Below are 12,319 nucleotides of genomic sequence, written 5' to 3'. Positions count from 1 at the left end.
CCTAGTCCTCCCCAACTGGCCGGACATGCTTTTGCTTTGCCCGGGACATGCGGTTTCGATTGACGATAAACCTCAATGGCGCACGTACGAGACTATTCATCAAATCGGTCCATTGACGCGGAACTCCCGGGGTCATGTACGGAGTCCCGAGCGAAGTCAGATTGAGCAAATGCGCGAATAAAAACGACAGTGCCAGCATCTGGCCGTACATGCCCAATACGCCTGCCATCAAGATAAAACCATAGCGAACGAGCCGAATCGCATTACTCATTAAAAAATTGGGTGGCACAAAAGAAAGCAGCGCTGATACAGAAACAAGGACGATCAGGATATTACTGGCTAACCCTGCTTGTACGGAGGCTGTCCCGATCACGATACCGCCAACGATACCGATTGTTTGACCGATTTTAGTCGGCATGCGTATCCCTGCTTCTCTCAAAATCTCGATGACGAGCTCAATAATGAGCACCTCGATCACCGGCGGAAAAGGCACCCGACTGCGCGATTCAGACAAAATCGTCAGCAAAGCGGGTGGAAGCATTTCCGGATGATACGTCAAGACAGAGACATAGCTGGAGGTAAGCATGATGGTGATAAATAAACCGAAAAAGCGAATCATCCGCAGCAAGCTCGCCGTTGACCATCGATTGTAAAAGTCTTCGGGGCTGCTAAACATCTCCAGAAAGGAAGTCGGACAGATAGCAGCATCCGGACTGCCATTCAGCATGATCACGATCCTGCCGTCCAATAAGGCTGCTGTTGCATTGTCAGGCCGACCCGTCAAGCCAAATTGCGGGAACGGAGAGTACGGCTTATCCTCCAGCATTTGCTTTAAGACAGGCATCCCGACAAATCCAGGGTAAATGACATTGTCGAGCCGTTTTTTCACGCGCTCCACATTTTCTGCGCTCGCGATGTTGTCCAGATAAATCACAGCTACCTTGTTGTGCGCCTCGGTGCCAATCGAGTAGCTCGATACTTTCAGATGAGGCGTAGCCAGTCTTCTCCGAAGCAAGGACAAATTGATCTCCAGCATTTCAACAAAGGAATCTTGCGGTCCAAGGACGGTCGCCTCCGTCTCGGATTTCGTAATGGAACGATGCGCGACCTGAAAAGTGTTCACATGCAGAATGAGATCCCTTTCCAGGAAAAACAAGATGGTATGACCGCGTAGCAAGTTACTCATCAACGTCTCCATATCGTCAAGAAGACATTCCTGTGAGAAAGGGAGCACCTGCATCGGGTCTTTCCCGTCGGAACGCTGCAACGGAAGAAAGACATTCTCATAAATCTGGGACACATCCACCAGCGTATCGAGAAAAAAAACGTGTACCTCTTCGTCATTCATCTTCAATGACAAGCTGCTGAGGTCATCCACGTTTTGCATGCACTGTTTTACCATTTCCGGTGTAATTTGTTCACTTCGCCGCGCTTGTACCGAACTGATGCGCCGCTTTGTTTGTATGGCCTCTACCTGCGCTCTCCACCAATCAGTCGGCTTCACGTTAGATCCCCCTTTTTTTCAGGAAAATCTTTCTTACTTTGACCTACCCGTGGTGATTTTATCCAAAAAAATAGAAAACGGGAGCCAAAGCCCCCGTTGAACTATCTCGCTACCCATATGAAATGATTAGGCGAACTGCTTAGATAAGTTAGCCATTTCGATCGCTGCCGTTGCGGCTTCCCAGCCTTTGTTGCCTGCTTTGGTTCCTGCTCGCTCGATGGCTTGCTCGATATTGTCTGTCGTCAAAACACCAAAAATAACGGGTACCCCAGTGGATAAAGATAGGGACGCGACTCCTTTTGCGGTCTCATTGCAGACATAATCGAAGTGTGGAGTGGAGCCACGAATGACAGCTCCCAATGTAACAACTGCATCATAGCGACCGGATTCCGCCATTTTTTTGGCGATCAACGGAATTTCAAACGCGCCCGGTACCCATGCCACGTCTACCTGCTCCTCTTCTACGCCATGACGCTTCAAGGCATCAAGGGCCCCTCCGACCAGCTTGCTTACGATCAATTCATTAAAACGTCCTGCCACAATCCCTACACGCAAACCTGTTCCAACCAAATGTCCTTCGAATGTTCTCATCGCTTATTCCCTCTCCTTATCTGTGCAGATGAAGCAGGTGGCCCAGCTTCTCTTGTTTTGTTGTCAGGTACTGTTTATTGTGCAGATGCTCCGGCATTTGAATCGGCACCCGTTCTTCTACTGTCAAACCGTAGCCAGTAAGCCCACGGATTTTTCGTGGGTTATTGGTCAAAAGCCGCATGCGTTGCACACCTAAATCCCGCAAAATTTGCGCACCAATACCGTAATCTCGCAGATCAGCGGCGAATCCTAGCTTTTCATTGGCCTCAACCGTATCCAAGCCTTCCTCCTGCAGCTTGTAGGCACGGAGCTTATTAATCAAGCCAATGCCTCTGCCCTCCTGGCGCATGTACAATAAAATGCCGCGTCCGTTCGCTTCGATCTGTTCCAATGCAGCGTGCAGCTGTGGACCGCAGTCGCAGCGGTATGACCCGAAAATATCGCCTGTCAAGCACTCCGAGTGCACGCGGACGAGAATGGGCTCATCCGGTCCGATCTCCCCCTTAATGAGAGCCACATGCTCTTTGCCATCCAGCTCGTTCGTATAGGCCGCTATTCGAAAATCACCGTAGGCGGTCGGAAGCTGCACTTCGATTTCCTTTTTCACCATGGATTCCGTCCGCATCCGATACGCTATCAGGTCTGCAATCGTAATCAGCTTGAGCTCAAAGCGGCGTGCAATTTCTACCAATTCCGGCAGACGTGCCATGGAACCATCCTGGTTCATAATTTCGCAAATGACTCCCGCTGGAATGCCCCCCGCCAAGCGAGCCAAATCAACTGCCGCCTCCGTGTGACCCGCTCTGCGCAATACACCGCCAGACTTCGCGATTAACGGAAAAATATGTCCCGGTCTGCGGAAATCTTCTGCGGTCTTCTGCTCATTGAGCATCGCCAAGACCGTTTGAGAGCGCTCGTGAGCGGATATCCCTGTGTGTGTGCTCCCTTCATCGATAGACACGGTAAAAGCCGTTCCTTGCTTGTCTGTATTGGCATTCACCATCGGAGCCAGCTGCAAGCGAGTTGCGTGCTCTTCTGTCACCGGCACGCACACGAGTCCCCTGCCATGCGTGACCATGAAGTTGATCATTTCAGGCGTAGCCGCTTCGGCCATGCAGACAAAATCTCCTTCGTTTTCCCGATCCTCATCATCTACCACGATGACTGCCTTGCCCTGACGCAAATCTTCCAATGCTTCTTCTATGCGATGAAACATGCTTTCTCCCTCCTACTCACGCGAAGCCATTTTCCTGCAAAAAGGCTAGACTGAGCCCGCCAGATTTTTCTGTACCGCCATGGTTTTGATAACCTAACAAGCGCTCCACATATTTGCCGATGACATCCGTTTCGAGATTCACCAAGTCCCCAGGTCGTCTGTCTGCAAGACTCGTATTCGCCAGCGTATGCGGAATGATCGAAACCGTAAAACCGCTATCGTTTACGTCCACCACGGTGAGACTGATGCCATCTATGCAAATCGATCCACGGGCAATGACGTACTTCAACAGCTGTGGTTTGGCCTCAATCCGAAACACAACTGCATTCGCATTCACCTCTCGTGAAGCAACTATTCCGGTCCCGTCTACATGTCCGGAGACGATATGCCCGCCGAATCGATCTCCCAGCCGCATCGCCCTTTCCAAATTCACTCGCTGTCCACTGCGTAATTGGCGCAAGCTCGTCTTATTCATTGTCTCTGGCATCACATCGACGCAAAACTGACGATTGGTATAAGAAGTTACCGTAAGGCAAATGCCATTGACCGAGATACTGTCGCCGAGCTTCACCCCTTCAAGTACCTGCTGTGCGCGGATGACCAGTCGACTCGCCTGTTCGTTCCCTTGAATCGATTCCAACACGCCCACTTCTTCGACCAGTCCCGTGAACATGCTCTCTCCTCCTCACCTGCTACGTCTGATCCTCCCATTGTGGGTACCCGCTGATCTGTACATCGCCTTTCCCGATCGGAGTGATCATGACATTTGTCAGCTGCACTGCTTCTCCCATCGTTGCAAAGCCTTGACCACCGAACGGCGAGGGCGCACCGCTTCCTCCGATCAGCTTTAGCGCGATATGACTCACGACCTTCTGAATCGCTCTCGCCTGCAAAAAGGAGCCGTTTACTTCCTGTCCGCCTTCCACAAGCAACGAGGTAATTCCCAGCTCCCCCAATGTATCCAGCACCTTTTCCACGAGAATTGGCCCTACCATTGTGATGACCTTAACTCCTCTTGCTGCAAGCAGCTCCTGCTTTTCCCTTGGGGCTGCATCTGTCGTAAAGATCCATGTCTTCGCATCTGTATTCTGAACGACACGGGCATCCAGCGGCGTACGTAATTGGCTGTCCAAAATCACGCGAACTGGCTGGCTCCCAAAACGCTTCTCTCCCTTGCGCGCCGTCAACAGTGGGTCATCAGCGAGAATCGTCCCAACTCCAACCAGGATTGCATCATGCTGCCTGCGAAGTTCATGCACCTCTGCCCGAGCCTCTGCACCAGTAATCCACCGACTGTGTCCCGTGACCGAAGCAATTTTTCCGTCCAATGTACTGGCCGTCTTTACCGTCACAAATGGACGTCTGGTTTGGATGTAATGGAAAAAGACTTCATTGAGCGCCTTCGCTCCCTCTTCTCTCACGCCCACCGCCACTTCTACTCCTGCTGCCCGCAGCATCTCGATGCCTCGTCCCGCCACCAATGGATTCGGATCGAGCGTAGCTACAACCACACGACATACATCAGCTGCGATCAACGCTTCTGCACACGGCGGTGTTTTCCCATAGTGACTGCAAGGCTCCAGCGTCACATATACGGTCGCACCTTGCGCTTTTTCCCCAGCCATCCGCAGTGCGTGCACCTCAGCATGGGGCTCTCCTGCCCGCAGATGCGCTCCCATTCCCACGATGGTTCCATCTTTCACAATCACAGCTCCGACCATGGGATTCGGACTGGTTTGGCCTCGTGCCGATCGTGCCAGCTCCAGCGCCAGATCCATGTACTTGCTGTCCTGTTCCATACCGCACTCCTTTCTGTTCCATCATTCCAGCCAAGCACAACGCAAAAAGCCCTTGAAACCTCACAGCGTTTCAGGGCATAGGGAAAGAAGCCTTACCTCATCTGTTTTTTGAAAAAACAAATGAAGAAAGCAAAAAATCTTCTTCCATCCGGACTGTACCGTCGGCTCTGGACTTTCACCAGATCAGTCGCTGCAAGCGTGGTCAGCGAGTCGCGGGCTCAGACGTACGTACGCCATTACCGCCGGTCAGGAATTTCACCTTGCCCTGAAGATTGTCGCTATGAAGTTTTATGAAAAATAAAAACGCCCATGAATATTATGCTCAGGGCGTTCAGAAAGAAGCCTCGCTTCTACCGTTTTTTGAAAAAAACAGCGAAACAGGCCGTTCCAAATACCTTCTCCCATCCGGACTGTACCGTCGGCCTTGGATTTGCACCAAGTCAGTCGCTATCAACTGCTTCGATAGCGAGTCGCGGGCTCAGACGTGCGTTCGTCATTACCGCCGGTCGGGAATTGCACCCTACCCTGAAGGCTGGTATTCAGTTAGGCAAAGTATAGCATATTTTTCGCTATTGTCTGTAATCATTTATTGGAGAAGTGCACTTTTACTCTTGCTCGCACATTTCGAGGAACGTCAGGAGTTCTTTCAAATCATTGATGTACGCTCTTGGCACAACACCATTTCGCTCCATGTCCAACTCATTCCCTTGATAGGCAATAAAAGCAACTTGTCCATCACAGGCCGCCTTGCCATCGATCCACGAATCCCCGATCATCGTCCAGGCCGAAACAGGCCAATCTGGCTTTCGGCTGCGAATATAGTGAACGCCGGAGGGAGATGGCTTCAATGTCGTCATCTGCTCGCGGGCGACGATTTCAGCGAAGTAGGAGGCGATTCCCGTCTCGTTCAAAGCCTCCATTGCAGCAGCATACGCGTTGTTGGTCAGGATATACAACTGGTAGCGGTTCTTCAACTCCTCCAGCACTTCTACCGCGTGTTGCTCCAGAACGGCACCATGCATCCCTTCCTTCTCGATCGCGGTTACTGCATCCCACATCGCTTGCTCCAACTCTGACGTCATTTGCTCCGATTTTCGCCCGATCTCAATGAGCTGTGATGCGGTATGCTTTTCCCATTCAAATGTTGGGGAAACGATCCCATTGTCCACCCATAGCTGAAATATGGCCCGCTTCATCTCGGTAAAATCGATCCTGGATTGCAACAAGGTGTTGTCCATATCGAAAATAATGCCTTTTTGAAAGGTTCTGCTCATTTTGTGCCTCCTTTTTTGACAATAGTCGTGAATGATCCTTCCATTTTATCAAAAAGAGGACTATCCCTCCGTCATTTTATAACTTTTGGGACAGCCCCCTTTTTGGGGTTCGATATTGAGTTCCTATTGCTTCTTCTTGGCGCTATCTACTTCATACGGCACATCCTTTGGAACCCCTCCAGCTGGCCAATCTTGTGCCTTTTTGGCAAAGTCCGGACGTGGCTTGGACAAAATATAGGCAGCTAGGTCCGCTGCTTCTTGATCGGTTAACGAGCCTTGCTTGATGCCACCCATTTCTCCTAAAGGCATATTACGCTGAATGTAGCCAGCAGCTTTGGAAATTCGAGCCATGCCTGCACCAATATTGAAGGAGTTATCCCCCCATAGTGCTGGGCCAGAGTTTGGACCTGTACCTGATCCATCAGCAGCATGGCATTGTAAACACGATTTTTGGAAGAGGGCTTCTCCATTTGCCACATTCGGTTGAGGTACGCTCTTCATATCATTTTTCTCTATCCACGGGCGCTCTTTAATTCCTACTGGTACATCTGTTGAGATATATGTCAGATAGGCAACCATCGCTCTCATTTCATCGCTGTTGTAAGGCAATGGCTTTCCGTTCATGCTTCGTTGAAAGCAACCATTGATCCGATCTTCAATCGTAATCACTTTTCCAGACCTTGGAATGTACTGGGGATAGACTGCGGTGACACCCGTTAACGGGGAGGTCGCATCCATTCCTGCATTACCGTGACAGCTGGAGCAGGAAAGCTTGTTCCCTGTGTATTCAGGGATCACTGTGCTCGTTTCATTCATTAACTTATGTCCATACTTAATCGATTCTCCCAATGGTCCTTCTGGCACCTTGTCCATACTAGGCGGGGTGTAGGAATCTAAATTGATTGCTCCCGTTGCCCCACTCGCTGTTTTATCTTTGGCCTCATTCGCTGTTGAGGTGGGTTGAGCGGTCTGCTGTGTAGCGCAGCCTGCAAAGACCAGCATCGCCACTACAACCATAGACAGCTTCTTCCAGCCTGTCTTCTCTTTTTTGAACATAGGTCTCACTCCTCCATGTTGATCGTGCATTCACACCATGAGAGTAGCAAGAGGCGTGCCAAACCATAGAAGCAGGAAAACGAACGACTTGGCGCTTCCAAATAGCAAGAAAAAGACAAGACCATGCCAAAATGTCATGGTCAGTACGCGACAAAATGTCACGGTCGCAGCTCGTACTCTTAGATTTTTCGGTACAGATTACGCACGCTGATCCCCAGCTTCTCAGCTGTCTTGGTCTTGTTCCATTGCAGAACGTCCAGCACATGCTTAATATGTTCTCGCTCTACGTGTTTCAGTAAAAACGCCTCTTCCTCCCCCGATTCTGCAGAGAAAAGGAGCTTTCGATCTGACGGATTGTGATGCACTGGCTGTTCATGAGGAAAGAGATCCTTGTCCTCAATCTCCTCTCCTTTTGCCAAAACGACAGCGCGTTCGATCATATGAGCCAACTCCCGAACATTCCCCGGAAATGAATAGGCCAAAAGCGCGGCCTGGGCTTTCACAGAAAGCGGTTTGACTGGATACTTACGCTTCAGTCGATTCAAAAAGAAGGCCGACAATGGCAAAATGTCCTCTCTTCTCTGGGCGAGGGGTGGAATCGTTATATCCATGACATGCAGCCGGAAATAGAGATCGGACCGAAACGTTCCTTCTTCCACTTTCTTCTCCAGATCGGCATTGGTAGCAGCAATGATCCGAACATCCACTTTGTGCAAAATCGGGCTCCCTATTCGGCGAAATTCACCCGTTTCCAAAAAACGGAGTAGCTTGACCTGCAAAGGAAAAGGCAAATCCCCTACTTCATCCAAAAAGAGCGTCCCCAGGTGAGCAATCTCTACCAGTCCCTTTTTCTGGGCAGTTGCGCCTGTAAAAGCTCCCTTTTCGTGTCCGAACAGTTCACTTTCCAGCATCGTTTCTGGTATCGCTCCCAAATTGATCGGTACAAATGCCTCTGCTGCTCGCTCACTACATTCATAGATGAGTCTCGCAATGACATCCTTCCCTGTCCCACTTTCCCCTTTCAAGAGAACGAGAAAATCCGTACTGGCTACTCGCTTGGCAGTTGCTAAGACCTCTTTTAGCTTCGGGCTTTCCGCAACGATTTGAAACGTCGTTTTCCCATTTGTCGACAGCACTTCTCTCAACTGTTGGTTTTCCTCAGTCAACTGCTGTTTTTCTATGGCCTTGGAAATCAATACCTCCAATTCATTGAGGTTGTATGGTTTTGTCAAATAATCATAAGCACCGCGTTTCATCGCTTCGATAGCTGTTTCGATGGTTCCGTGTCCCGTTACAACAATGATTTGAATGGCAGGAGAGGCGTCCTTGCACCATTGCAGAAAGGCGAGACCGTCCATCCCGGGCATTTTCAAATCAAGCAGAATCACATGAATCGTTTCGCTGGTTACTAGCTGCTGCGCGCTGATTCCGTCAGGTGCTTCCAGCGTGGTATATCCCTTTCTCTTTAATCGACTGGTTAATAGATGGCGGAAATCTGCTTCGTCATCAACAATGAGTATCCGAGTGTCAGTGTGCATCTTTTGTTCATTCCCCCTTTGCCGACGGCAGGATGACCGTAACAGTCGTGCCTATGTTTGGCGTACTTTCGATCTCGATTTCTCCGCCTAAATTCGTCACAATCCCGTAGCAGACCGATAACCCGAGACCAGTCCCTTTTCCAGGAGGCTTGGTTGTATAAAAAGGCTCCAAAACATGTGGCAAATCTACTGCAGGTATACCGCATCCATCATCTTTGATCCACAGACGGAGCCGATCATTCGATGGAGAATCAGTTGCTATCTCAATATTTCCCCGCTCCTGGGTCGCGTACAGTGCATTGGTTAACAGATTGAGCAAGATCTGCTGAAGTTGTCCAGGGGTAGCGAGAAGAAACGGAGCAGAGGCCGACAGAGACTGGTTTACCGTTACCTGTTTGACACGTATTTCATGGGATAAAAGAATGAGAATGTCTGATAGGACTTGATGAATATCTACTTGTTCTACGGTAACGGGTGATTTTCCCGAAAAATGCAGCAACCGGGTCGTGATTTCCTTGCAGCGGTTAATTTGTTTGTCCATCGTATCCAAGTATTGGGTAAGCTCTCCTGTGTCCTGTAAATCTCGAATATCCTCTTCCACGAGACGGTCCCGCAAGTCTTGTCCATACAACGACAGAATGCCTAATGGATTATTGATTTCATGGGCGATGCCCGACGCCAAGAGTCCAATAGCAGCGAGCTTGTCTGCTTGTGCGATTGCGGCTTCCAGCTCTCGTTTCTCCGTGATGTCCTCGATGACCTCCAGAAAAGCCGACGATTCTTTCTCCGGATGCAGAGGGAAAACCTGATGTCGATAAGAACGGACACGTCCATCCTGATCGACTCTGGAGGAAATAAGGTCAGTCTGATTTTGGTTTACCATTTGTCGTGTTCGGAGCATGCAACCACTGCATGAGCTGAAATGCTGACCAATCGTCTGATGGCAGTCTTTCCCCAGGAGATTTGCCGTATTCTGAAACCACGCCGACGCCGTTTGATTAATCCAGCGAATACGAAAACATTCATCTACGAGAATCAGTCCCATCCCCATGCCACTGACGACGAGATCAAGCCGTTTCTTTTCTTCCAGAAGCTGATTGGTCTTCGTCTCCAGACTCTGTGCCATTTCATTGCAGGACGCTGCCAGCCTGCCAATTTCATCTGAGGTCGTCACTGGTATTCGTACGGATAAATCGCCACCCGCGATTTTTTGCACAGCGGATTCGATCCTTTCCATTAATCGGCTAAATGAGACAGAAAACACAATGCTAATCCCCAACACGATAAGTGCGATGAATAAGGTCGTAAAGAGCAGAGATTGTTCCAACTTTGAAAAGGCAGCAAACGCCGTTTGGCTTGACTGTTCCAGCATAATGACCCAATGGGTGACGGAAGAACGCATGGCATAGTTGACCATGACATCTTCATTGGGAGCCTGATACGTACGGATAACAGGTTTGTCAGTTCGATCTGGTAGTGTCCAGGAGGGAGGTACCGCTTGTTCATAATAGGTCAAGGAGCCATCAGAAGGCTTACCCAACATAAACGGATCTGCAAACCCATCGCTTTTCCCATCCGTGACGAACAAATAGGCCTCGTTTTCATATCGAGCTCGCAGTGTGACCTGTTCGAGCAACTGTTTTACATTGAGCTTTGCGTACATGCCGCCTTTTACACCGTTAGCAGATACGTGAGGGATCGCGACCGTTACCAGCAGCTTCCCTTCCGCTGATCGGACAATGCTTCCGATGTATGGTTTTCCCGACTGGATGGTGGGAAGAAGCTGGTTGTCTTGCTCACTGACTATATCCACTCTTTGGTGTTTCCAGCGATTCAGCAAAAACTGCGGCCCTCCATCCTGATGAAAAAGCGCGACCTCCTCCATGTAAGGGGAGGTTTTTAATAACGTATTCAACAAAAAATATGCATCATCATCGCTAGGGCGCTCTTTGAGAAAACGCTGCTGAACCACCTGCATGGATTGGGTCGTATGTAAAAAAAGCATATCCAACTGCGCCAATGTATCTTCCACGTAGATCTGATTGGCTCTGTCTACCTCTTCTCGAACCTTATCTTTACTCGTTTGCAAATTGATATAACCAAGAATCAAAAAAGGGATGATGGACATGCAAAGCCCAAACAGGAGCATCTTTGTCTTTAGTCGATTGATGCGCGGTAGTCTGCTCCTCCTCATTTGTTCTTCACTCCATACCATTCTTGTGCCAATGACCACTGTTGATCGGTTACGGTAATAGGCAGCTTGGACAGGGAAGCAGCATTGACAACCAACCGCACATCATCCGGCCATTCGATTGACAGATCGGTTGGAGGGACTCCATCCAACACCCGAGCCACCATATGAGCAGCCTGCATGCCTTGTGCATGAAAAGAAACGCCGTAAGCGGCAAACAAGCCAGCCTTCACCTGCTCGGGGTATGCGCCCATGACAAACAATTGCTTCTCGATCAAAAGAGGCAAGCAATCAGTAATCGCATCTTCCAGAACATAGCTAGGTAAAGGAAGCATGGCGTCGTATTCTCCTGGAGAGATCCTACTGAGCAATTGTTCCAAATCTCTTGGGGAAGCAACCTGCTCCACCTGCAAGCGAACACCAAGCAAGGAAGCGGCTGCCCCTGCTTCTACGATTGCCCGCTCTGTCGTAGGAGCATGAGAATCGGCAATGATCAGAATCCGCTTGGCATCAGGCAACAAACGAGTTGTCAGCTCCAACCTTTTCCCAATCACATCCATTTGGCCATTGCTGATTCCACACGTAACTGTCCCCTCTGTCTCAACAAGCGGTAGCTCGACCAGTGAGGCGACACCGATAAAAACAATGGGAACCGTCGTTGTCTCCTGTTGAATCAAAAAGGTCTCGTGCGCCCCTGTCGTGACGACTACATCAGGCTTTTTGGAAATCAAGTCCTGGACAAGGGAGCGCTCCTCTTCAAGGGTTTGAGCCGCATTCAAATAAACAGGTGCATACTGAACACGTACTCCTTCACCTAGACCCAGCGATTGCAATCCCGCCTTCAACCCCGCTACTTTATCTTTTCGATCCTCATTGGCAATCACAATTCCTATCGTATATAGATCGACGTCCTGTTTTTGCTGACTACTGGACCAATCGAGCAAAGTTCCTGCCACTAACAGGATGAGAAAGAGGATTTTCCTTTGTTTTTTCATAGGTATCACATCCAACTCTCATCATAGCGGCAAATGATGGCAGAGAATGTGAATATTTAACAAACCTTGGTCAATGAATACGGACTTCCCTAAATAATATGTTTTTCCTATTAACGGTGATAGTTATATATATTTTCCATATTTCATTATACTTG

General features: G+C 49.5%; 10 protein-coding genes and 2 riboswitches. All 10 genes read right to left on the bottom strand.

All coding sequences use genetic code 11. From position 1 onward, the window contains the following. Position 1: 1 nt before the first annotated feature. Positions 2–1,504: a spore germination protein gene (locus M3630_RS19175; protein WP_251253135.1), complete on the bottom strand. Its 1,503-nt coding sequence runs from the start codon at positions 1,502–1,504 to the stop codon at positions 2–4. 126 nt (positions 1,505–1,630) lie between these two features. Continuing rightward, entirely contained in the window at positions 1,631–2,095 is a 465-nt protein-coding gene (gene ribH, locus M3630_RS19170) for a 6,7-dimethyl-8-ribityllumazine synthase (RefSeq protein WP_173610039.1), read from the bottom strand. 16 nt (positions 2,096–2,111) lie between these two features. After that, positions 2,112–3,311 (bottom strand): bifunctional 3,4-dihydroxy-2-butanone-4-phosphate synthase/GTP cyclohydrolase II, encoded by a 1,200-nt coding sequence (locus tag M3630_RS19165; RefSeq protein ID WP_251253134.1) that lies wholly within the window; start codon positions 3,309–3,311, stop codon positions 2,112–2,114. A gap of 16 nt (positions 3,312–3,327) precedes the next feature. Then, positions 3,328–3,984 (bottom strand): riboflavin synthase, encoded by a 657-nt coding sequence (locus M3630_RS19160; protein ID WP_251253133.1) that lies wholly within the window; start codon positions 3,982–3,984, stop codon positions 3,328–3,330. A gap of 19 nt (positions 3,985–4,003) precedes the next feature. Then, positions 4,004–5,110 carry a bifunctional diaminohydroxyphosphoribosylaminopyrimidine deaminase/5-amino-6-(5-phosphoribosylamino)uracil reductase RibD gene (gene ribD, locus M3630_RS19155; RefSeq protein WP_251253132.1) on the bottom strand — a complete coding sequence of 369 codons (1,107 nt, stop codon included), beginning with the start codon at positions 5,108–5,110 and terminating at the stop codon, positions 4,004–4,006. 132 nt (positions 5,111–5,242) lie between these two features. Beyond that, positions 5,243–5,387: riboswitch (FMN riboswitch) on the bottom strand. Between the two features lie 112 nt (positions 5,388–5,499). Then, a riboswitch (FMN riboswitch) is annotated at positions 5,500–5,647 on the bottom strand. Positions 5,648–5,715: 68 nt separating this feature from the next. Beyond that, entirely contained in the window at positions 5,716–6,384 is a 669-nt protein-coding gene (locus tag M3630_RS19150; RefSeq protein WP_251253131.1) for an HAD family hydrolase, read from the bottom strand. Between the two features lie 123 nt (positions 6,385–6,507). Continuing rightward, positions 6,508–7,440, bottom strand: a complete 933-nt coding sequence (locus tag M3630_RS19145) for a c-type cytochrome (protein ID WP_232773485.1) — start codon at positions 7,438–7,440, stop codon at positions 6,508–6,510. Positions 7,441–7,619: 179 nt separating this feature from the next. Continuing rightward, the gene (locus M3630_RS19140; RefSeq protein WP_251253130.1) at positions 7,620–8,978 is read right to left on the bottom strand and encodes a sigma-54-dependent transcriptional regulator; all 1,359 of its coding nucleotides are present in this window, start codon (positions 8,976–8,978) and stop codon (positions 7,620–7,622) included. Between the two features lie 7 nt (positions 8,979–8,985). After that, the gene (locus M3630_RS19135; protein WP_251253129.1) at positions 8,986–11,172 is read right to left on the bottom strand and encodes an ATP-binding protein; all 2,187 of its coding nucleotides are present in this window, start codon (positions 11,170–11,172) and stop codon (positions 8,986–8,988) included. After that, positions 11,169–12,164, bottom strand: a complete 996-nt coding sequence (locus M3630_RS19130; protein WP_251253128.1) for an ABC transporter substrate-binding protein — start codon at positions 12,162–12,164, stop codon at positions 11,169–11,171. The genes M3630_RS19135 and M3630_RS19130 overlap by 4 nt, the downstream gene beginning before the upstream one ends. Positions 12,165–12,319: the final 155 nt, after the last annotated feature.

The sequence above is a fragment of the Brevibacillus sp. MER 51 genome (assembly GCF_023714195.1).
GTDB lineage: Bacteria > Bacillota > Bacilli > Brevibacillales > Brevibacillaceae > Brevibacillus.
This window is presented reverse-complemented; position numbering and strand designations above follow the sequence as displayed.